Source organism: Pseudomonas sp. MWU349 (assembly GCF_017947325.1).
In the GTDB taxonomy this organism is placed as follows: Bacteria; Pseudomonadota; Gammaproteobacteria; order Pseudomonadales; family Pseudomonadaceae; genus Aquipseudomonas; species Aquipseudomonas protegens.
This window is the reverse complement of the sequence record NZ_JAFEVP010000003.1, coordinates 191,766-213,800: the sequence shown is the minus strand read 5'-3', so window position 1 is coordinate 213,800 and position 22,035 is coordinate 191,766. Positions and strand designations below refer to the sequence as shown.

Annotated in this window: 19 protein-coding genes; 9 read left to right on the top strand and 10 right to left on the bottom strand. The window is 63.4% G+C overall.

What is annotated here, in order from left to right:
• Positions 1-234: 234 nt before the first annotated feature.
• Entirely contained in the window at positions 235-1,581 is a 1,347-nt protein-coding gene (pmbA, locus tag KCG88_RS13005; RefSeq protein ID WP_210712511.1) for a metalloprotease PmbA, read from the bottom strand.
• Between the two features lie 108 nt (positions 1,582-1,689).
• On the opposite strand from pmbA, the gene yjgA reads away from it, so the two are divergent.
• Positions 1,690-2,211: a ribosome biogenesis factor YjgA gene (gene yjgA, locus KCG88_RS13000; protein ID WP_011059258.1), complete on the top strand. Its 522-nt coding sequence runs from the start codon at positions 1,690-1,692 to the stop codon at positions 2,209-2,211.
• A gap of 49 nt (positions 2,212-2,260) precedes the next feature.
• Here the strand turns inward: yjgA and tldD are convergent, their stop codons facing one another.
• The 8 genes from tldD to mreB form a co-directional block, all read right to left on the bottom strand.
• Positions 2,261-3,703 carry a metalloprotease TldD gene (tldD, locus tag KCG88_RS12995; RefSeq protein ID WP_011059257.1) on the bottom strand — a complete coding sequence of 481 codons (1,443 nt, stop codon included), beginning with the start codon at positions 3,701-3,703 and terminating at the stop codon, positions 2,261-2,263.
• A 26-nt stretch (positions 3,704-3,729) separates the two neighbouring features.
• Positions 3,730-4,569 carry a carbon-nitrogen hydrolase family protein gene (locus KCG88_RS12990; RefSeq protein WP_210712510.1) on the bottom strand — a complete coding sequence of 280 codons (840 nt, stop codon included), beginning with the start codon at positions 4,567-4,569 and terminating at the stop codon, positions 3,730-3,732.
• Between the two features lie 58 nt (positions 4,570-4,627).
• Complete coding sequence (locus KCG88_RS12985; protein WP_210712509.1) at positions 4,628-8,431, bottom strand: YhdP family protein; 3,804 nt, start codon at positions 8,429-8,431, stop codon at positions 4,628-4,630.
• 75 nt (positions 8,432-8,506) lie between these two features.
• Positions 8,507-9,964, bottom strand: coding sequence for a ribonuclease G (rng, locus tag KCG88_RS12980; protein WP_047283930.1), 1,458 nt, complete (start codon positions 9,962-9,964; stop codon positions 8,507-8,509).
• Between the two features lie 56 nt (positions 9,965-10,020).
• Positions 10,021-10,626: a Maf family protein gene (locus tag KCG88_RS12975; protein WP_210712508.1), complete on the bottom strand. Its 606-nt coding sequence runs from the start codon at positions 10,624-10,626 to the stop codon at positions 10,021-10,023.
• Positions 10,627-10,669: 43 nt separating this feature from the next.
• Positions 10,670-11,161 carry a rod shape-determining protein MreD gene (gene mreD, locus KCG88_RS12970; RefSeq protein WP_011059252.1) on the bottom strand — a complete coding sequence of 164 codons (492 nt, stop codon included), beginning with the start codon at positions 11,159-11,161 and terminating at the stop codon, positions 10,670-10,672.
• Entirely contained in the window at positions 11,161-12,258 is a 1,098-nt protein-coding gene (mreC, locus tag KCG88_RS12965; protein ID WP_072451275.1) for a rod shape-determining protein MreC, read from the bottom strand. Before mreC ends, mreD begins: the two co-directional genes overlap by 1 nt.
• Before the next feature lie 142 nt (positions 12,259-12,400).
• Positions 12,401-13,438, bottom strand: a complete 1,038-nt coding sequence (gene mreB, locus KCG88_RS12960) for a rod shape-determining protein MreB (RefSeq protein WP_002555108.1) — start codon at positions 13,436-13,438, stop codon at positions 12,401-12,403.
• A gap of 211 nt (positions 13,439-13,649) precedes the next feature.
• Here mreB and gatC point away from each other — a divergent pair, with 211 nt between their 5' ends.
• From gatC to KCG88_RS12930, 6 genes are all read left to right on the top strand, one after another.
• Entirely contained in the window at positions 13,650-13,937 is a 288-nt protein-coding gene (gene gatC, locus KCG88_RS12955; RefSeq protein WP_011059250.1) for an Asp-tRNA(Asn)/Glu-tRNA(Gln) amidotransferase subunit GatC, read from the top strand.
• 16 nt (positions 13,938-13,953) lie between these two features.
• On the top strand, positions 13,954-15,405 hold the full coding sequence (gene gatA, locus KCG88_RS12950; protein WP_047335709.1) for an Asp-tRNA(Asn)/Glu-tRNA(Gln) amidotransferase subunit GatA: 1,452 nt from the start codon (positions 13,954-13,956) through the stop codon (positions 15,403-15,405).
• Positions 15,406-15,415: 10 nt separating this feature from the next.
• Complete coding sequence (gatB, locus tag KCG88_RS12945; RefSeq protein WP_210712507.1) at positions 15,416-16,861, top strand: Asp-tRNA(Asn)/Glu-tRNA(Gln) amidotransferase subunit GatB; 1,446 nt, start codon at positions 15,416-15,418, stop codon at positions 16,859-16,861.
• 187 nt (positions 16,862-17,048) lie between these two features.
• Positions 17,049-17,423 carry a septal ring lytic transglycosylase RlpA family protein gene (locus KCG88_RS12940; protein WP_011059247.1) on the top strand — a complete coding sequence of 125 codons (375 nt, stop codon included), beginning with the start codon at positions 17,049-17,051 and terminating at the stop codon, positions 17,421-17,423.
• 50 nt (positions 17,424-17,473) lie between these two features.
• Positions 17,474-18,538, top strand: a complete 1,065-nt coding sequence (locus tag KCG88_RS12935; protein WP_080965378.1) for a calcium/sodium antiporter — start codon at positions 17,474-17,476, stop codon at positions 18,536-18,538.
• Positions 18,535-18,915, top strand: coding sequence for a carboxymuconolactone decarboxylase family protein (locus tag KCG88_RS12930; RefSeq protein ID WP_011059245.1), 381 nt, complete (start codon positions 18,535-18,537; stop codon positions 18,913-18,915). Before KCG88_RS12935 ends, KCG88_RS12930 begins: the two co-directional genes overlap by 4 nt.
• A 54-nt stretch (positions 18,916-18,969) precedes the next feature.
• Here the strand turns inward: KCG88_RS12930 and KCG88_RS12925 are convergent, their stop codons facing one another.
• Entirely contained in the window at positions 18,970-19,911 is a 942-nt protein-coding gene (locus KCG88_RS12925) for an AEC family transporter (RefSeq protein ID WP_047283925.1), read from the bottom strand.
• Positions 19,912-20,155: 244 nt separating this feature from the next.
• Here KCG88_RS12925 and KCG88_RS12920 point away from each other — a divergent pair, with 244 nt between their 5' ends.
• Positions 20,156-21,796 (top strand): phospholipase, encoded by a 1,641-nt coding sequence (locus KCG88_RS12920; RefSeq protein WP_210712506.1) that lies wholly within the window; start codon positions 20,156-20,158, stop codon positions 21,794-21,796.
• Positions 21,797-21,809: 13 nt separating this feature from the next.
• Positions 21,810-22,001: a hypothetical protein gene (locus tag KCG88_RS12915; RefSeq protein WP_210712505.1), complete on the top strand. Its 192-nt coding sequence runs from the start codon at positions 21,810-21,812 to the stop codon at positions 21,999-22,001.
• Positions 22,002-22,035: the final 34 nt, after the last annotated feature.

Genomic DNA, 22,035 nt, shown 5'->3' with positions numbered 1-22,035 from the left:
TGGGCTCATCGAATAATGATTTTCATTATTAAATGATATTGAGAATCAAATCAATCTGGCTTGTATGATTTTTGTCCAACTCCTATAGGGCCCGGCTTGCCGGCGAATGAGCCCTTGAGCCTGGTGCCGGATGTCAGGACGCTTTCGCTGGCAAGCCAGCGCCTACAAAAATGGCGGGCATAAAAAACGCGCCACCTCGGGGAGGTGGCGCGTTGGGGGTGAAGCTGGGCGCGGTCAGCTGCCGGCGACGGTCATGCGCTCGATCAGCACCGAGCCGGTGCGGATGTTGCTACGCAGCTCCAGGTCGTTACCCACTGCGAGGATCTGCTTGAACATGTCCCGCAGGTTGCCGGCAATGGTCACTTCCTGCACCGCGAACTGAATCTCGCCGTTCTCGACCCAAAAACCCGCCGCACCGCGGGAGTAATCCCCGGTGACCATGTTCAGGCCATGGCCCATCAGCTCGGTCACCAGCAGGCCACGGCCCATGCGCCGCAGCAGCGCGGCCTGGTCTTCGTCGCCATGGGTGACGAACAGGTTGTGCACGCCACCGGCGTTGGCGGTGCTTGGCATGCCCAGCTTGCGCCCGGAATAGGTGCCGAGCACATAGGACACCAACTCGCCGTCCTGGACGAAAGGCTTGGCGTAAGTGGCCAGGCCATCGCCGTCGAAAGCCGAGCTGCCCATGGCGCGCATCAGGTGCGGGCGCTCATCGATGGTCATCCACTGCGGAAACAATTGTTGACCCAGGGCGCCTTCGAGGAAGGACGACTTGCGGTACAGATTGCCACCGGAAATCGCCCCGAGAAAACTGCCGAACAGGCCACCGGCCAGTTCTGCGGAAAACAGCACCGGCACTTCACAGGTCGGCACTGGACGGGCACCTAGCCGGCTGGCCGCGCGCTGGGCGGCACGCTGGCCGATGCTCGCCGGGTCGGCCAGCAACTGGCCCTGGCGATTGACGTCGTACCAGTAGTCGCGCTGCATCTGGCCATCCGCCTCGGCAATCATCACGCAGCTCAGGCTGTGGCGGGTGGACGCATAACCACCAATGAAGCCGTGGCTGTTGCCATACACCCGACAGCCCTGGTGGGTGCTGAGGGTGGTGCCGTCGGCATTCTTGATCCGGCTGTCGGCGGCAAAGGCCGCAGCCTCACAGGTCAGGGCCTGCTCGATGGCTTGTTCGGGGGTGATGTCCCAGGCGTGGAACAGGTCGAAGTCCTGCAGGTCCTTGGCCATCAAGGCCGCGTCGGCAAGGCCCGAGGCTTCGTCTTCGGAGGTGTGCTTGGCAATCGCCAGGGCCGCCGCCACGGTTTCGCGAATGGCCTCGGGGCCGCTGGCAGACGTACTGGCCGAACCCTTGCGCTGGCCCAGGTAGAGGGTGATGCCAAAGCCCTGGTCGCGGTTGAACTCGACGGTTTCCACTTCCCGCTGGCGCACCGAAGTCGACAGCCCCTGCTCCAGGGACACCGCCACTTCACAGGCGCTGGCCCCCTGGCGCTTGGCCTCGGCGATGATCTGCTCGACTTGCTCCTGCAGGGCCGGCAAAGCCTGTGGGCCGACGCTTTGTGCTGCACTCATGCTGTTCTCCACTCAAATTCTGCTTTCGATTAAGGCCGGCGAGCGACCGGGCCGGACAAGCGGCCCTCGACTGGTTATCATGGCGGCGTTTCTTTGCGGACTGCCACCATGGTTGATTCTTACGACGACTCCCTCGATGGGGAGAAAAGCAAATCCCAGGTCAAACGCGAGCTGCATGCTCTGGTTGATCTCGGCGAGCGCCTTACCACTCTCAAGCCCGACTTGCTGAACAAACTGCCCCTGACCGACGCCTTGCGCCGGGCCCTGGCGGATGCACCCAAGCACGTCGCCCATATCGCCCGAAAGCGCCACCTGCAGTTCATCGGCAAGCTGATGCGGGACCAGGACACCGACGCGATTCTGCAACTGCTTGACCAACTCGATGCCTCCACCCGGCAGTACAACGAACGCTTCCATAACCTGGAGCGTTGGCGCGACCGCCTGATCGGCGGCGGCGATGACGTGCTGGAAAAGTTCGTCGGCGAATACCCGGACGCCGATCGCCAGCAACTGCGCTCCCTGATCCGTCAGGCCCAGCATGAGCTGGCGCATAACAAGGCACCGGCCTCAAGCCGTAAAATCTTCAAGTACATCCGCGAGCTGGACGAGACTCAACGCGGCCTGCGCTGAGCCTTGCCACGGGTGAGCTGCCCTGCAGCTCACCCGACGCCCTCCCTCCTTATGCCCCAGTGCCACCCACGGTGATCGCATCGATCTTCAGGGTCGGCTGGCCGACGCCCACTGGCACCGATTGCCCATCCTTGCCGCAGGTGCCGACGCCACTGTCCAGGGACAGGTCATTGCCCACCATCGATACCCGGCTCATGGCTTCCGGACCGTTGCCGATCAAGGTCGCGCCCTTGACCGGGGCGGTGATCTTGCCGTCCTCGATCAGGTAGGCCTCGCTGGTGGAGAACACGAACTTGCCGCTGGTGATATCCACCTGGCCGCCGCCGAGGTTGGCGCAGTAGATGCCCTTCTTCACCGAAGCGATGATTTCCGCCGGATCGCTTTCGCCACCCAGCATGTAGGTGTTGGTCATGCGCGGCATCGGCAGGTGCGCATAAGACTCGCGGCGACCGTTGCCGGTGCGGGCCACGCCCATCAGCCTGGCATTGAGCTTGTCCTGCATGTAGCCCTTGAGCACGCCGTTCTCGATCAGCGTGGTGCATTCGGTGGGGGTGCCTTCGTCGTCCACGCTCAGGGAACCACGGCGCCCGGCCAGGGTGCCGTCGTCGACGATGGTGCAGAGCTTGGAAGCCACCATTTCGCCCATGCGCCCGCTGTAGGCCGAACTGCCCTTGCGGTTGAAGTCGCCCTCCAGGCCGTGGCCCACGGCTTCGTGCAGCAGCACTCCGGACCAGCCGGAGCCCAGCACCACCGGCAGGGTTCCGGCCGGCGCCGGAATGGCTTCCAGATTGACCAGCGCCTGGCGCAGGGCTTCACGGGCATAGCCCATGGCCCGATCCTCACTGAGGAAATAGCGGTAGTCGGTACGCCCGCCGCCGCCATGGCCACCGCGCTCGCGGCGACCGTTCTGCTCGACGATGACGCTGACATTGAAACGCACCAGCGGCCGCACGTCCGCCGCCAGGCCGCCATCGGTAGAGGCCACCAGGATCCGCTCCCAGACCCCGGCCATGCTCACGCTGACCTGCTGGATGCGCGGATCCAGGGCACGGGTTGCGGCGTCAACGCGCTTGAGCAGCTCGACCTTCTCGGCCCGGCTGATGACTTCCAGGGGGTTGTCCGGCGCATACAGCTGCGCCACGTCCTGGGTCGAGAACGCCTGCACGGTGCCGTTTTGCCCGGCCCGGGAAATCGAGCGCGCCGCCCGGGCGGCGAGCCCCAGGGCCTCCAGGGTGATGGCATTGCTGTAGGCGAAGCCGGTCTTCTCACCGGATTGCGCACGCACCCCAACCCCCTGGTCGAGGTTGAAACTGCCTTCCTTGACGATTCCGTCTTCCAGGGACCAGGACTCGGAAATCTGCCCCTGGAAATACAGATCGGCGGCATCGATGCCCGGGCCGGCCAGATCCCCCAGCACGCCTTGCAAGCTTTCGATGGTCACGCCGCCCGGGGCTAGTAGATGTTCACTGACAGAGGACAACAACCCGCTCATATGTTTTGGCCTTAAATTCGTCGTACTTATGCAAGCCGTTGCACGCCTTGCGAGAAAATGCGCCGGTGACTGAACACCGGCATCCGCGCCCGGATGGACGCCTGTTCGCTGCTGTCGCGCTCGGCCAGCAGCACGCCTTGACCTTGATCCTGTTGCGCCACTATCCGCCCCCAGGGGTCGATGATCGCGGCATGGCCGTAGGTTTCCCGTGGGCCGGGATGCACGCCGCCCTGGGCCGCCGCCAACACATAGCACTGGGTCTCGATGGCACGGGCGCGAATCAGCACCTCCCAATGGGCCGCACCGGTGACCGCGGTAAACGCCGAAGGCGCGGTGATCAACTCGGCGCCAGCGGCGCGCAACTCGCTGTACAGCTCGGGAAAGCGCAGGTCATAACAGACTGTAAGGCCGACTCTTCCCACCGGCGTATCCGCCACCACCAACCGGTCTCCATGAGCATAGTCATCGGATTCACGGTAGCGTCCGCGATTGTCCGCCACATCGACATCGAACAGGTGCAGCTTGTCGTAGCGCGCCACGAACTGCCCCTGGTCATCCACCAGCAACGAACAGGCATTGGACTTGGCCTCGGGCTGATCGACGGGGGGCAACGGCAAAGTGCCGGCCACTATCCATAACCTGAGGTCGCGGGCGGCCTGTTTCAACCAGGGCAGGATCGGACCTTCGCTCAGCGCTTCGGCGCGACCAATGGCCGCCATGTCGCGGCGCCCCATGGCGGCGAAGTTTTCCGGCAGGACGGCCAGCTTTGCACCGCCGGCAGCAGCCTGTTCGAGCAGGCTCCGAGCCTGCTGCAGATTGGCCAGGACATCGCTCTGGCTGACCATTTGAATCACCGCAAGAGACATGGCGAACTCCTTGTAGGGTAGGCCGCCATGCTACTCCATAGGCGCGAATCGAGGATTCTCAAAACGGTTTGTCGAAGGTGATTTTCGGCTCTTTCCATGGGCCTTTGACGTTGTATTTGACGCTGGCGAAGCGCGCCACGCGGTCACCGATCAGCTTGTCGATCAGGAACAACGCCCCGCCCACCGCCGGCGCACCGACAATCAGCGCGGCAATCGGCAGGTTGTTGGTCACCGGCAGGGTCACCAGCAGCTTGGCGTCCACCTGGTCGGCCACCATGTCCAGGGTGCCATTGAGCTCCAGGTTGCTCGACGGCCCGGTCAGGGTGATCGGCTCTCGAGTGACGTAAACGCCATTGCTCGCCGCCAGCACGCCCCGGACCCGGTCATAGCTCAAGCCCTTGCCGAACAGGTCGGAGAAGTCCAGGCGCAGGCGGCGACCGATGGAGTTGAAGTTGAGCAGGCCGAACACCCGCAAGGCCTGGGCCCCGCCCTCGACTTCGACGAACTGGCCCTTGCGCAGGGTAGCGTCCAGGCTGCCGGAGAAGCGCTTCAAGCCCACCCAGGCCGGCGAGCCCGGCCAGCGGCCATCGACGTCCAGGTGAAAGTCTTCACTGGTCACGGTCGGGGCGAAGCCCCAGCCCTTGAGCACGTCCGCCAGGTTCTTGCCGCCAATGCGGCCCCGGTACCAACTGTTGCTGGCACCGGCCTGGCCTTCCCAGCCGCCCTCACCCTGCAACTGCATGCCCTTGAGGCCCAGGTCCAGGCCATTGAAGACCATGCCCCTGGACGTCGGCCGCACCTTGAGCGCCCAGCGGCCGATCAGGTCCTGGCCCTGGAACAGCTGGGCAATGGAAATATCCAGGGGCGGAACGCTCTTGGGATCCACTGAGGCCAGGGGGTCGGGCGCATTTTCATCGGCCTGCGCTGCCGGATCGGCAGCCGGCAGGCGCACGTACGCCATGTCGATGGCCATCGGCGCCGCCTTGGCATCGGGAATCCCGACCTTGCCTTTGGCCTGCTGGCTGTCGATCTGCAACTCCCAGGCAGCGGGCTTGCGCGCCAGCAACAGGTTGACCTGGTCCAGGGTGGTGCCAAAGGCACTGAGCTTGCCGACCTTGAAGTCCGCGCTGCTGAGCAACTGTTTGGCGCTGCCTCCCGGATCCTGCCCGGCGTAGCGATCCACCAGGGCTTTCCAGGGCTCCACATCCAGCTCGGAGAGAATTCCTCGTATCCGCAGCCCTTTGCTCGGTGGCAGCAAGGCCGCGCCATCACCTAGGAACAGCTCGCCTCGCCCCTCGGCGAGCTTGCCGCTGGGCGCCGCAAAGGTGAAGTCGGCCAGTTCGCCGTAGTTGAACCAGTAGCGCCGCTCGGCCCCTTGCAGAGTCATGCGAAATACGCTGTTGCGCCCGGTGCTGGCCGCCATGCCGAACGGCGCCGGCAGGTCCACCGCTACGCCCTTGAGACTGGAACTGACCATCAACTGGCTGTCGGCTCCGTCCAGGTTCAGTTGCAACTGGTAGGGCACCTCGCCGGACACCGGCAACGGCTGGCCGACTTTCAACCAGTCGGTAAGCTTCTTGACCGCAACCTGGCCCTTGGCAACCACCCGAGTGTTGGGTTTGCCCGGTTTGCCATCGGCGAAGATCTGCGCCGTGACCGGCCGCTCGAACGCCTGGGCACTGATGCCCTCGCCACTCAGGCCCTTGGCACTATCGAAGCGGAAATCGCCCTTGAGCTGGGTCAGTTCCAGCTCAGGCTCACTGAGCTTGAGGCGCGCCTTGTCGGTCTTGAACGCCACCACGATCTTCGGCTCCTGGCCCTTGACCAGGGGAATATCCAGATCCAGCGTGCCCTGCAGCTCGCCCTCGCCATGCCAGCCGGCAAAGGTCGAGCCGGTGTCGATCGGCGCTTCCTGGAGAATTTTCACGCCATCGCCCAGGCCACCGGCAAAGGCGCCATCGATGTACATGTGGCTGTCCTGCCCGCTGGCAGCATGGGGAATGTTGACGAAGACATCCCGCACCTTGGTGTCCAGCAACTGGCCTTTGCTGGCGACGATGCGCACGCCGCTGTCTTCGATGAACACATCGCCGCTGACCTTGGTCAGGTGTGGCCAGCCCGGCTGGAACGCCAGCTCGGTGTCATGCACCTTGAAGAACAGGCTGATGCTGCGGGCGGCCTCGACGGCGTCATGGTTCAGCGACCCCTGGTACTGGAAGAAACCCTGGTCCACCGCGCCCTTGAGGATCGCCGTGCGCAGCCATTCATCCACACCGGCGTTGAGCACCTGGGGCAGGTACTTGGCGGTATAGCGCCCATCGCCGTCCACCAGGCCGACTCGCAGGTCCATGTAGTCTTCCTGGCTGTGGTCGAAATGCAGGCGGATCAGGAAGTCGCCGGCGATCTTGCCCTCTTCGCCCAGCACCTTCAGGTAGGGGGCAATCAGGGTGAAGCCTTCCTTGTCGAGCTTCCAGGTCAGGGTGGCGTTGGCCTGGATGTACTGCCAGGGCTTGGCGAAGATCGGGTACAGGTGCAGGGAGAAATCCTTGCTGTCCATGCGCAGCTCGCCCTTGCCCAGGTCGCCGCTGATGCTGCCGCTGACATTTCGTGCTGCTGGAGCACCGTGATAGGCATCGAAGCCAACCCGGTCTAGGTTCGCGGCGAAGCTCAGGCGCTGGTCGCCAGTGTTCTGGGGACGGTAGTCGAGCAGCACGTTGCGCAGGCCACCAGTGACTTTCAGTCGGTCGATGGCCGTGGCCAGGCCTTCCGGCAAGGGCGCCAGGGCATCGAGGATCGGGGTGATCGGCTTCAGGTCCAGGCGGTCGGCCTGCACATGCCAGAGTTCTTCCTGCTGCTCGGTCGCGTTGCGCTGCTGCACCTGCACACGGGATTCCCAGCGGGTCTCGCCGAGGTTCAGCGCCAGGGAATCAAGCTGCACCTGCAGGCCCTGCTCGTCACGCTGGAAGTAGGCATTCAAGGCCAGGTTGCTCAGGGACACCGGCTTGCGCTCGGCATAGGCCCCGGTAAATTGCGGGGCATTCAAGCGCAACGTGGCGTTTTGCACTCCCCCCTTGGCCCACTTCAGCCACAGCTCGCCACCCGCTTTGAGCTCGGAGAGCTTCCACTCCCGGGTCAGCCGGGCCGGCACCCAACGCGACCAGTCGCTTTGCGGCAGGCTCAGGTACAAGTCGGCCTCGGCATCGCGCCAGGCTTCGGCCCGCATCCTGGTGCGCAGGTTCATTGCCAGGGGCTGGCCGTCCGGCAGGGTCAGGCGCAGGTCCAGGCGCTGGCGGCTGGTGCCGCTACGCAGATTGAGCCCGACGTAGGTCAGCGCCACGGGCTGGTGGTCCAGAGGCTGCAAGGTGACCTGGCTGTCCAGCAGCGCCAGCTCGGCAACCTGTTGCAGGCGGACCAGCAACTGCTGGGGGTCCATCGGCTGGTCCTGTTGCACCGGCAGGCCTTCAAGCTGCCACTGGCCGTCCGTGCCCTCTTTCAGGCTCAGGCTCAGGCCGCTGAGCTCCAGGCGGCCGATCCGCAGGTCACGGGCCAGCAGGCTGCCGAGCATATCCGGCGCCACGCTCACCTGATCCAGGCGCAGCGCATTGGCGCCCTCGCCCACCTGCACGTCGTGGGCCAGCAGGATCGGCGACAAGCCGCTCCAGCGCCCCTCCAGGCTGCCGATATGTACCGGCAAGCCCACGGCCTGCTGCACCTTGGCCTCGACCTCGGGCTGGTATTCGGCCACCAGCGGGGTCAGTTCCCGGCCCAGGCTGACATACAAGGCAGTCGCCACCAGCGCCAGCGCACAGAAGCCAAGCCCCCAGCGAATCAGCGTGGTGAACAGGCGCATCAGCCGCTCCATTTCAGTTGGCTCCCAGGGTAAAAGTCATGCAAAAAGCTGAAGCCAGCCATTTCCACGGATATAGAACACGCGGAATCAGAGCAGCACCACGTCGTATTGTTCCTGGGAATACATGGTTTCGACCTGGAACCTGATGGTCCGGCCGATAAACCCCTCCAGCTCCGCCACGTTGCCCGACTCTTCGTCCAGCAGCCGGTCGACCACCTTCTGATTGGCCAGCACCCGATACCCTTCTGCCTGATAAGCCCGGGCCTCGCGGAGGATTTCTCGGAATATTTCGTAACAGACGGTTTCCGGGGTTTTCAACTTGCCCCGCCCCTGGCAACTGCTGCAAGGCTCGCACAGCACCTGCTCCAGGCTCTCGCGGGTACGCTTGCGGGTCATCTGCACCAGGCCCAGCTCGGTGATGCCGATGATGTTGGTCTTGGCGTGGTCACGCTCCAGCTGTTTTTCCAGGGTGCGCAAGACCTGGCGCTGGTGCTCTTCATCTTCCATGTCGATGAAGTCGATGATGATGATCCCGCCCAGGTTGCGCAGGCGCAGTTGCCGGGCAATGGCGGTGGCCGCCTCGAGGTTGGTCTTGAAGATGGTTTCCTCAAGGTTGCGATGACCGACGAAGGCCCCGGTGTTGACGTCGATGGTGGTCATGGCTTCCGCCGGGTCTACCACCAGGTAGCCTCCGGACTTGAGCGGCACCTTGCGCTCCAGGGCTTTCTGGATTTCGTCCTCGACGCCGTACAGGTCGAAGATCGGCCGCTCGCCGGGGTAGTGCTCCAGGCGGTCGGCGATTTCCGGCATCAGTTCGGCCACGAACACCGTGGTCTTCTGGAAGGTCTCCCGGGAGTCGATGCGGATCTTCTCGATCTTCGGGCTCACCAGGTCGCGCAGAGTGCGCAGCGCCAGGCCCAGATCCTCGTAGATCACATTGGGTGCGCCGATGGTCTTGATCTGCGTGCCGATCTGGTCCCAGAGCCGGCGCAGGTAACGGATGTCCATCATGATCTCATCGGCGCCGGCGCCTTCGGCGGCGGTGCGCAGGATAAAACCACCGGCCTCCTTGATGCCTTCCTGGGCCACGCAATCACTGACGACCTGCTTCAGGCGCTCACGCTCGGCTTCGTCCTCGATCTTCAGCGAGATACCGACATGGGCGGTACGCGGCATGTACACCAGATAGCGGGAAGGGATCGACAACTGAGTGGTCAGGCGCGCGCCCTTGGAACCGATGGGGTCCTTGGTGACTTGCACCACCAGGCTCTGCCCTTCGTGTACCAGCGCGCTGATGCTCTCTACCGCCGTGCCTTCGCGGGTGGAAATTTCCGAGGCGTGGATAAACGCCGCCCGGTCCAGGCCGATATCGACGAAGGCCGCCTGCATGCCCGGCAAGACCCGCACCACCTTGCCCTTGTAGATATTGCCGACGATCCCCCGGCGCTGGGTGCGCTCGACGTGAACCTCTTGCAGCACTCCGTTTTCGACCACCGCCACGCGTGATTCCATCGGCGTGATGTTGATCAGAATCTCTTCACTCATGGCAGTGTCTCGTTCAGGCGTGTTCATAGAGGGCCGCAGCAATCGGGTACGGCGCTTTAGCGCACTGGAAGGTTTTGCCAACAGGGTATGCCGAAATGCCCGAGCAGTTCTGCGGTTTCGCACACCGGCAAGCCGACTACCGCGGAATAACTGCCATTGAGGCCGGCGACAAACACCGCTGCCAGTCCCTGGATAGCATAGCCACCGGCTTTGTCGCAGGGCTCGCCGCTGGCCCAGTAGAGCGCGGCCTCTGCAGGCGAGATCGGGCGAAAACGTACCAGGCTGCGCACCACTCGCGACTCGCAGCGTTCACCGTCAAGCAGGGCAATGGCGGTGAACACTTCATGCTCACGCCCCGAAAGCGCCATGAGCATCTGCAGGGCATCCGCCTGATCCAGCGGTTTGCCGAGGATCCGCCCATTGAGCACCACCGCGGTGTCGGCCCCCAGCACACAGGCCGGGGCCTGGGATTCACTGCTGGTGATCAGCCCGCGCCCCGCCGCAGCCTTGCCTCGGGCCAGGCGCTCGACGTAGGCGGCAGGAGACTCATCGGCCAGCGGGGTTTCATCGATATCCGCACTGATGGCGGTGAACGGCACGCCGATCTGCGTCAGCAACTCACGCCGACGAGGCGAACCGGAAGCGAGGTAAAGCGGATTCATCAAGACATCTCCCTGTCGAGGTGCGGGCCAATGCCTGACCGAATTAATTGATTTTGAAACGTCGACGCAAGCCGCGCAGGCCGAAGCTGACCCAGGGCCACAACAAGGCACTGACCAGGGCCGGCAGCACCAGGGCCAGGGTCGGCTGGCGGTTGCCGGTCAGGGCGCTGAGCCAGAGTTGCACCAACTGCGCCAGGCCGAAGATCACCAGGATCACCAGGCTCTGCTGCCACATCGGGAACATCCGCAGGCGCTGCTGCAGAGACAGTACAAGGAAGGTGATCAGCGTCAGGATCAGGGCATTCTGCCCCAGCAGGGTGCCGTAGAGCACATCCTCTGCCAGCCCCAGGCACCAGGCAGTGACCATGCCGACCTTGTGCGGCAGGGCCAGGGCCCAGAACGCCAGCAACAGCGCCAGCCACAGCGGACGCAGGATCTCCATGAACTGCGGCAAGGGCGAGACACTGAGCAGCAGCCCGATAAGGAAGGTCAACCAGACGATCCAGCCATTTCGCGAATAGGTGCTACCCGCCATTATTCTCTTCCTCCGGTGGTAGCCGGTGCTGCTGCCGGTGGTTTGGCAGCGGCCGGTTTCACCACAGGTTTATGGACCGGCTTGGCCGGAGCGTGAGCCGCGGGTTTGGCCGGGGTCGCCGGCGCAGCAGGAGTCGCAGTGGCAGGCGCCGCACCGGCATTTGCCGCCGCGGCCGGCTTGGGCACGGTGGCCGGGACCACTGGCGCGGCGCTGGCGCCCTGCTGGTCCTGGGCTTCCTGGGCCTGGGCGGCATCGTTGGCACGCTCTTCGGCGGTACGCGGATCGCTGAATACCAGCAGCAGGTAGCGGCTGCGATTCAGCGCAGCGGTGGGTACCGCCCGCACAATGGCGAACGGCTGGCCGGAGTCGTGGATCACTTCCTTGACCGTGGCCACCGGGTAGCCGGCGGGGAAACGCTGGCCCAGACCGGAGCTGACCAACAGATCGCCTTCCTTTATATCCGCGGTGTCGGCCACATGGCGCAACTCCAGGCGCTCCGGATTGCCGGTGCCGCTGGCGATGGCGCGCAGGCCGTTGCGGTTGACCTGCACCGGAATGCTGTGGGTGGTGTCAGTGAGCAGCAGTACGCGGGAGGTGTAGGGCATCAACTCCACCACCTGGCCCATCAGGCCACGGGCATCGAGCACCGGCTGGCCGAGGAACACGCCATCGCGCTCACCTTTGTTGATGATGATGCGGTGGGTAAAGGGGTTCGGGTCCATGCCGATCAACTCGGCCACTTCAACCTTCTCGTTGACCAGCGCCGAGGAATTAAGCAACTCGCGCAGGCGCACGTTCTGCTCGGTGAGGGCGGCAAGCTTTTGCATGCGCCCCTGCAACAGCAGGTTTTCGGTCTTGAGTTTTTCGTTTTCAGCGACCAGCTCGGTACGGCTGCCGAACTGACTGGCCACGCCTTGCCATAGCCGCTGCGGCAGGTCGGTGATCCAGTAGGACTGCATCAACACCAGCGACATTTGGCTACGCACTGGCTTGAGCAGTGTGAAGCGGGCATCGACCACCATCAGTGCGACCGAGAGAACGACCAGCACCAGGAGGCGCACGCCTAATGAGGGGCCTTTGGCGAAAAGCGGTTTAATAAGCCGCTCCTCCCAGGCAAATGTTGTGTTTATTCATACGGCATCAAACCGGCCTGGATGCAGATTGACAGAAGATAAACGCCACAGGCAGCACTGCAAAGTGCTGCCTGTGAGCGCAACAGCATAGATGCAACCGGCGAAGTTATTCGCTGGAGAGCAGGTCCATGGTGTGTTTGTCCATCATTTCCAATGCACGGCCACCGCCGCGAGCAACACAGGTCAGCGGGTCTTCGGCAACGATCACCGGCAGGCCGGTTTCCTGGGCCAGCAGCTTGTCCAGATCACGCAGCAGCGCGCCACCACCGGTCAGCACCAGGCCGCGCTCGGCGATGTCCGAGGCCAGTTCCGGAGGCGATTGCTCCAGGGCGCTTTTCACCGCCTGAACGATGGTTGCCAGGGACTCTTGCAGAGCCTCCAGCACTTCATTGGAGTTCAAGGTGAAGGCACGTGGCACGCCTTCGGCCAGGTTACGGCCGCGGACGTCGACTTCACGCACTTCGCCGCCCGGGTAGGCGGTGCCGATTTCCTGCTTGATGCGCTCGGCGGTGGATTCACCGATCAGGCTGCCGTAGTTGCGACGCACGTAGGTGATGATCGCTTCGTCGAAGCGGTCGCCGCCAACCCGTACGGATTCGGCGTAGACCACACCGTTCAGGGAGATCAGGGCGATTTCAGTGGTACCACCACCGATGTCCACGACCATCGAACCGCGGGCTTCTTCAACCGGCAGGCCGGCACCGATCGCAGCGGCCATCGGCTCTTCGATCAGGAACACTTCACGGGCACCGGCGCCAAGGGCCGATTCACGGATGGCGCGACGCTCAACCTGGGTGGACTTGCATGGAACGCAGATCAGCACACGCGGGCTGGGCTGCAGAAAGCTGTTTTCGTGAACCTTGTTGATGAAGTACTGCAGCATCTTTTCGCAAACGCTGAAGTCGGCGATCACGCCGTCTTTCATCGGACGAATGGCTGCGATGTTGCCCGGGGTACGACCGAGCATGCGCTTGGCCTCAGTACCAACCGCGACAACACTTTTCTGATTACCGTGGGTCCGAATGGCCACAACCGATGGTTCATTCAGGACAATACCGCGCTCGCGCACGTAAATAAGGGTGTTGGCAGTGCCCAGGTCAATGGAAAGATCGCTGGAAAACATGCCACGCAGTTTCTTGAACATGGGAAAGGGACCCTAGGCAACGCGTGGGTAAAAAAGTGCGGCAAACTCTAACAACGACAGGGATTTTGGGCAAGGCGCCAATATGTTAAATTGGCCGCTTTTCTGTGCACCAACCCCCACAATCGCGGCCATAAGACCGTAGAAATGCGGTAGTGTTCCGACAATCTAACACGCGGACGAAATCCGTTTTTGTTTTCCACTGGAGAATCCCATGGCGCTTGAACGCTCCGACGTGGAAAAAATCGCTCATTTGGCCAGCATCAAGCTCAATGAAGGCGATCTTCCACACATCACCTCCGCCCTGAACAGCATTCTCGGGCTGGTGGATGAAATGCAGGCAGTCGATACCGACGGTATCGAGCCCCTGGCTCACCCCCTGGAAGCCAGCCAGCGCCTGCGCGCAGACGTTGTGACCGAGTCCAATCATCGCGAGGCCTATCAGTCCATCGCACCAGCGGTCGAAAGCGGCCTGTACCTGGTTCCGAAAGTCATCGACTAAAGGGAAAGAGCCTGCAATGCATCACATGACTCTGGCCGAGATCGCCCGCGGCCTCGCCGACAAGAAATTCTCCTCTGTAGAACTGACCCAGACCCTGCTGGCGCGCATCGCCGAGCTGGATCCTAAGATCAACAGCTTCATCAGCCTCACCCAGGACCTGGCACTGTCCCAGGCCAAGGCCGCCGACGAGCGTCGCGCCAATGGTGAGAGCGGTGCCCTGCTGGGCGCGCCGATCGCCCACAAGGATCTGTTCTGCACCCAGGGCATCCGCACCAGCTGCGGCTCGAAGATGCTCGACAACTTCAAGGCGCCCTACGACGCCACCGTGGTCGCCAAGCTGGCCGCTGCCGGGGCCGTGACCCTGGGCAAGACCAACATGGACGAATTCGCCATGGGCTCGGCCAACGAGTCGAGCTGGTACGGCGCGGTGAAAAACCCGTGGAACCTGGAACACGTCCCCGGCGGTTCGTCCGGTGGTTCCGCCGCCGCGGTCGCTGCGCGCCTGCTGCCAGCCGCCACGGCTACCGACACCGGCGGCTCGATCCGCCAGCCCGCCGCCTTCACCAACCTCACCGGCCTGAAGCCGACCTATGGTCGCGTTTCCCGTTGGGGCATGATCGCCTACGCTTCCAGCCTCGATCAGGGCGGCCCACTGGCGCGCACCGCCGAAGACTGCGCGATCCTGCTGCAAGGCATGGCCGGCTTCGACCCGAACGACTCCACCAGCATCGATGAACCGGTACCGGACTACAGCGCCGGCCTCACCGGCTCGCTGCAGGGCCTGCGCATCGGCGTGCCGAAGGAATACTTCAGCGCCGGCCTGGACCCGCGCATCGCCGAGCTGATCCACAACAGCATCAAGGAGCTGGAAAAGCTCGGTGCGGTGATCAAGGAAATCAGCCTGCCGAACATGCAGCACGCCATCCCCGCGTACTACGTGATCGCCCCGGCGGAAGCCTCTTCCAACCTGTCGCGGTTCGACGGCGTGCGCTTCGGCTACCGTTGCCAGAACCCGGAAAACCTGGAAGACCTGTACAAGCGCTCCCGCGGCGAAGGCTTCGGCAGCGAAGTGCAGCGCCGGATCATGGTCGGTGCCTACGCACTGTCCGCCGGCTACTACGATGCCTACTACCTCAAGGCGCAGAAAATCCGCCGCCTGGTGAAGAACGACTTCATGAGCGCGTTCAACGAAGTCGACATCATCCTCGGCCCGACCACGCCCAACCCGGCCTGGAAGCTCGGCGCCAAGAGCAGCGACCCGGTCGCTGCATACCTTGAAGACGTCTACACCATCACCGCCAACCTCGCGGGCCTGCCGGGCCTGTCGATGCCGGCCGGCTTCGTCGACGGCTTGCCGGTCGGCGTGCAACTGCTCGCCCCGTATTTCCAGGAAGGCCGCTTGCTCAACGTTGCGCACCAGTATCAGTTGAACACTGACTGGCACACCCGCACCCCAACCGGCTTCTGAGGAGACACACATGCAATGGGAAGTCGTGATCGGGCTGGAGATTCATACCCAGCTCACCACTCAATCGAAGATTTTCTCCGGTAGCTCCACCGCCTTCGGTGCCGAGCCCAACACCCAGGCCAGCCTGGTCGACCTGGGCATGCCCGGCGTGCTGCCAGTGCTGAACCAGGAAGCGGTGCGCATGGCGGTGATGTTCGGCCTGGCGGTAGACGCCGAGATCGGCCAGCACAACGTGTTCGCCCGCAAGAACTACTTCTACCCGGACCTGCCCAAGGGCTACCAGATCAGCCAGATGGAACTGCCGATCGTCGGCAAGGGCCACCTGGACATTCCCCTGGAAGACGGCACCGTGAAACGCGTCGGCATCACCCGCGCACACCTGGAAGAAGACGCCGGCAAGAGCCTGCACGAAGAGTTCAACGGCGCCACCGGCATCGACCTGAACCGCGCCGGCACGCCGCTGCTGGAAATCGTTTCCGAGCCTGACATGCGCAGCGCCAAGGAAGCCGTGGCCTACGTCAAGTCGATCCACGCCCTGGTGCGCTACCTGGGCATCTGCGACGGCAACATGGCCGAGGGCTCCCTGCGTTGTGACTGCAACGTCTCGGTCCGCCCCAAGGGCCAGGTCGAGTTCGGCACCCGCTGCGAGATCAAGAACGTCAACTCGTTCCGCTTCATCGAGAAGGCCATCAACTCCGAGATCCGGCGCCAGATCGAGCTGATCGAAGACGGTGGCAAGGTGATCCAGCAGACCCGCCTGTACGACCCGAACAAGGACGAAACCCGTCCGATGCGCAGCAAGGAAGAAGCCAACGACTACCGTTACTTCCCCGACCCGGACCTGCTGCCCGTGGTCATCGAGGACTCCTTCCTCGACCAGGTACGCGCCACCTTGCCTGAGCTGCCACCACAGAAACGCGAGCGCTTCCAGGAGCAGTTCGGCCTGTCGGTCTACGACGCCAGCGTGCTGGCCACCAGCCGTGAGCAGGCGGACTACTTCGAGAAGGTCGCCAGCATCGCCGGTGACGCCAAACTCGCCGCCAACTGGGTCATGGTCGAGCTGGGCAGCCTGCTGAACAAGCAGGGCCTGGAAATCGACGAAGCCCCGGTCTCGGCTGAACAACTGGGCGGCATGCTGCTGCGGATCAAGGACAACACCATCTCCGGCAAGATCGCCAAGACCGTGTTCGAAGCCATGGCCAATGGCGAGGGCAACGCCGACGAGATCATCGACAAGCGGGGCCTCAAGCAAGTCACCGACAGCGGCGCGATCTCGGCGGTGCTCGATGAGATGCTCGCGGCCAACGCCGAACAGGTCGAACAGTACCGTGCCGCCGATGAGGCCAAGCGCGGCAAGATGTTCGGCTTCTTCGTCGGCCAGGCGATGAAAGCGTCCAAAGGCAAAGCCAACCCGCAACAGGTCAACGAGCTGCTCAAGAGCAAGCTCGAGGGCTGATCGCGGTTTAACCGCAAGCGGCCCAGGCTGCTTGCGCGTGACGAGGGAGCGTGCTCCCGTTCGGTCCCACAGCGACTGCAAACCGGCCGGCGCCGTTCCAGCAAGGAACATCGCCGACGGCTTGCGGTCTGCCAGACAGACCAGCGGGAGTACGCTCCCTCGCCACATCAACCATCGGAGCTCCCGAATGAAGCGTCTGGTTGCCACTAGCGCCCTGCTCGCTCTGCTCACCGGCTGCGCCACCAGCCACGTCATCGACCCCCGGGGTTATGACGCCACCGGCACCGCCTCCTATTACGGCGCTCGGCACCACGGCAATCGCACCGCCAGTGGCGAGCCCTTCGATCAGAACGGCCTGACCGCCGCCCACCGCGAACTGCCATTCGGCACCCGGGTACAGGTCACCAACCTGGGCAACGACAAGAGCGTTGTGGTACGTATCAACGACCGAGGCCCGCACACCCGAGGCCGCCTGATCGACCTGTCCCGCGCCGCCGCCCAACAACTGGACATGCTGCGCAGCGGAACTGCCAAAGTCCGCGTCCAAGCCCTCAGCGACTGACCCCGGGAGCCCACGCCATTACCGCCTTTGCCGAACTGCCCCTGCTCAGCCTGATCCAGCTCATCAGCGGCCTGCTGATGCTGATCGCCGGCGCCGAACTGCTGGTGCGCGCGGCCATCCGCCTGGCTGCACGCCTGCACATGCGCCCACTGATCATTGGCCTGAGCATCGTCGCCTTCAGCAGCAGCGCGCCACAAATGGCCATCAGCCTGCAGGCAACCCTGGCCGATAACACCGACATTGCCGTGGGCAGCGTGATCGGCAGCAGCATTTTCAACATTTTGGTGACCCTCGGCCTGTCCGCGCTGATCATCCCGCTGCGGGTCTCGCGGCAACTGGTGCGCCTGGACATCCCGCTGATGATCGGCGCCAGCCTGCTGGTGTTCGTGCTGGCCTACAACGAACAACTCAGCCCCAGCGACGGCCTGATCCTGCTGGCAGCCCTGGTGCTGTACCTGGGCCTGCTGTTGCGCCAGTCCCGCCATTCGCAGCGCCCCCACTCACCCGCACCGGCCGGCCAGCGCAGTTGGGCACCGCGCATCAGCAGCCTGCTGATGGTCCTGCTCGGCCTCGGCCTGCTGGTCTTCGCCGGGCACTTGCTGCTGGGCGCCGCCGTCTCCGTGGCCGACGACCTGGGGCTGTCCGAGCGGGTCATGGGCCTGACCGTGATCGCCGTCAGCACCTCCCTGCCCCAACTCGCCACTTCGCTGCTGGCGGCCCTGCGCGGCCAGCGCGAGATTGCCGTGGGCAACATCATCGGCAGCAACCTGTTCAACCTGCTGGGAGTGCTGGGCTTCACCGCCCTGGTGGCACCGACACCTCTTTCGGTCTCGCCCAATGCCCTGGACTTCGACCTGCCGGTCATGCTCGGCGTGGCCGTGCTGTGCCTGCCGGTGTTCTATTCCGGATACCGCGTGACCCGGGCCGAAGGCCTGCTGTTCCTGGGCTTGTACCTGGCTTACGGGCTGCATGTGGTGTCCTTCACCACCGGCATGCCTCTGGCCGGCAAGCTGGAACACCTGATGCTGTTTTTCGTCCTGCCAGCGCTGGTGGCGTTCCTGCTGTTCAGTTCGCTGCGAGCCTGGCGCCGCCAACACAAGAAGGAAGCACCATGAGCGAGAACAAGAAAAGCGGGTTGCAGATGCGTCGCCAGGTCATGGGCGATGCGTTCGTCGATCGCGCCCTGGGCAATGCCACCGAATTCACCCAGCCCTTGCAGGACTTCGTCAACGAGCATGCCTGGGGCGGTGTGTGGAACCGTGAGGGCCTGCCGCTCAAGACCCGCAGCCTGATCACCCTGGCGACCCTGACCGCACTCAAGTGCCCACAGGAACTCAAGGGCCACGTGCGCGGCGCACTGAACAACGGCTGCAGTGTCGAAGAGATTCGTGAAGCGCTGCTGCATTGTGCGGTGTATGCCGGGGTGCCGGCGGCCATCGATGCATTTCGCGCGGCCCAGGAAGTGATAGACACCTATCAGCAACCGCAGTGACCCCGCCGCCGGTTCCTACGCAATGGCCGTGTAGGAGCCGGCTCGCGGCAAAACCTAGATCCACCCACCCCACTGCAACAGGAAAATCCCGATATTGGTGGTCACCGCCGCCATCACTGTGGTGATGACGATGATCGCCGCCGCCAGTTCATGGTTGCCATTGGCCGCGCGGGCCATGACAAAACTGGCCGCCGCGGTGGGGCTGCCAAAGTACAGGAACAGGATCCCCAACTCCGCCCCGCGAAACCCGCACAGCCAGGCCCCCAGGGTTGCCAGGGCCGGCAGGCTGACCATCTTCAGCAAACTGGAACTCATCGCCAGCTCACCGCTGTTGCGCAAGGCAGCCAGGGACAAGGTGCCGCCAATGCAGATCAGCGCCAGGGGCAGGGTCATCTGCGCCAGGTAGCGCCCCGAAGTTTCCAGCCAGTTGGGAATGCCGATCTGCCAGTAGGCGAACGGTGCGGCCACCAGCACGCTGACAATCAGCGGGTTGCTGACAACGCTCTTGAAGATGCTCCAGGGATCGGACTTGATCACCGGGCTGTAGACCGCCAGGACGATGGTCGAGAGGGTGTTGTAGAACAGGATCACCAGGGCTGCGAGCACTGCCCCCAGGGAAATTCCGTAATCGCCGTACATGCTGGCTGCCAGGGCCAGGCCGATGATCGCGTTATTGCCGCGAAACGCACCCTGGGTATAGATCCCGCGGTCGGCCTTGGGGCAACGCCAGATCGCCCAGCCCCAGGCCAGACCAAAGCACGCCAGGGTGGCCAAGGAGAAATAGATCAGCACCCCGGGTTTCAACGATGAATGCAGGTCGGCATGGACAATGCCGAGAAACAGCAGCGCCGGCATGGTGACGTTGAACACCAGGGCCGAGGCCGTATGAATGAAGTTGTCGTTGATCCATTCCACCCGCTTGAGCAACAGGCCGAGCAGCAACATGGCAAAGACCGGCGCCGTGATCGTCAGGGTTTCGAGAAAAATAGCCAGCATGGGCGGGTGGACCTTGAACCTGTCGTTAGGGCGCTAATGATAATTCAATCCGCACGCTGGCGTCTGGAACCTCGCTGCCCCGGGGCCCGCCTGCGGGTGCGATTGCGGGAGACGGAAAAGGAAAAAATGCTGCAGCAATGCATTCGCTTCTTGACGGGAAAGCGTTTTCCTCTATGCTCGATTTAACTGTATATATATACAGCCAAACAAGGAAATACCCCCATGACATATCAAGGAGCTAGAAATGTCAGGACTCTCTGCACAGAAGCAGCAACAGCCACAACACGCCGGCAAGATCGTCGCCGACCTGGACCGCCTGTTCAGTGAACAAGGCATCGCCATTTCCGGCGATGGCGACACCCTGGTGCTGGTCGCCGATGGCCACCACACCATCAAGTACCACCGCCCGGAAGACCTGCCTCGTTCTGCACAAAAAGCCACCAAGGGCCAGCCACAGCTGCGTTTCGAGGGCGGCGAACACACAGCCATCGGCGACAGCACCCTGCTGCGCTTCGTCAAGGATGCACCGGCCATCCCGGCGTGGCAGGTCGAACTGCACCTGCCTAACGGCCTGGCGTTGACCTACGGCCAGGTGGTGGCCCTGGGGGGCGACTTCTATGGCATTCCCGAGCAGCCGATCTGCGAAGGCGCAACCCCCAGTGATCGAGTGCAGCGCTTTATGGCGGCGTTCAACTCCCTTGCGGTACTGCCGGCTGCGAAAGACGAAGCCCGGCAGATCCTTGCGGTGATGCAAAAGGAAATCGTCGCCGCCAACCAGGCGATCCGCGACGGCAAGCAGCCCCATGAAGCCTATGACGCCCTGGGCGACACCCTGTCCGAGGAGTGGAACAAGATTACCGGCGGCGGCAGCGTGGTATCCGCCCTGTTCCCCCTGGGGCGCTACCTGAAACTGGCGGCCAACAACGCCGATCACTTCGGCGAGTGGGCCCTGGCTGCCTACACCGCAGGCCATACCGCAGCGCTGCAGCAAGCGGTACTGGCGGGCAAGAGCGCGGACGACAAGCAACTGGAACTGGCTTACGCAATGAACGCCTTCGCCGACCATTTCCTCACCGATCTGTTTTCTTCCGGCCACGTACGGGTGCCGCGCAAACAGGTGGCGGCAGTCGTCACCCCCAGCGACCTGGGTTCGCTGATTACCCGCTTCATGCATGACGAGGACAGCAAGTTCGGCCTGAATGTCAGCAACGCCCAGGGCGATCGCTGGCACGCCTATGGCGACAAGCGCTACTTCGACAGCGTCGACCATCGCAATCGCCAGCAGGTGAAGCTGGCCGTGCAGAGTTCGGCAGACGAAATCTTCGCCAGCTACCTCAGCGGCAGCCTTCCGGCGCCCGCCAGCTACGCAGCCCTGAAAACCCTGCCGGACCTGAAGGCCGCGAAAACCGGCAACTTCTCGCCACTGTTCGTGATGAGTGGTGACAAGGTCCTGCGCCGCAGCGATGTCAACAACCTCAATGACAGCAAGACCATCGACAACTGGTGGGGCTGGAGCACCTACCTGCTGCTGCAGAACTACAGCCCGAACAAGCCGGCCGGCTACCTGGAAACCCCCAGTGCGGTTCCGGCAATTCTCGCCGATGGCTGGCAGAGCCATAGCCCCAGCGAACCCAACTGGCTGCCAGGCCACGCGGTGCGCTACGCCCTCAGCGAAACCAACGGGTTGAACGAGTCCTACATCGGCCCCTGGTCGGCCTATGTGGAATTGAGCGACAGCTTCCAGCCAACCCTGAGCATCCCGGCCAGCACCAGCAACAGCAGCGCCACCGGGCGCAATGTGTTCCGCCAGTTCCGTGGTGGTTCACCGGAGCTGGTCGGCTCCATCGACAAGAACGCCAGCCACTTCATCGACAGCAACGCCTGATAAGGAGACCACCATGGCTATCAACCTGAAACTGCAACTGGCCTCCGGCCAGTCCCTCAAGGATGCACCACTGGAGCTGCTGCTCAACGGCGCCCCGATCGCCCGAGCCAGCGTGGATGAACACGGCAACGTGGCCTTCAACGCGAAGCCGGGCAGCGGCCAGTTGGCCATACGTGTGGACCGCTCGATCCTGCACCAAGGCTGATCGCGGCCTGTAGGAACAGGCTCGCTCGCAAACG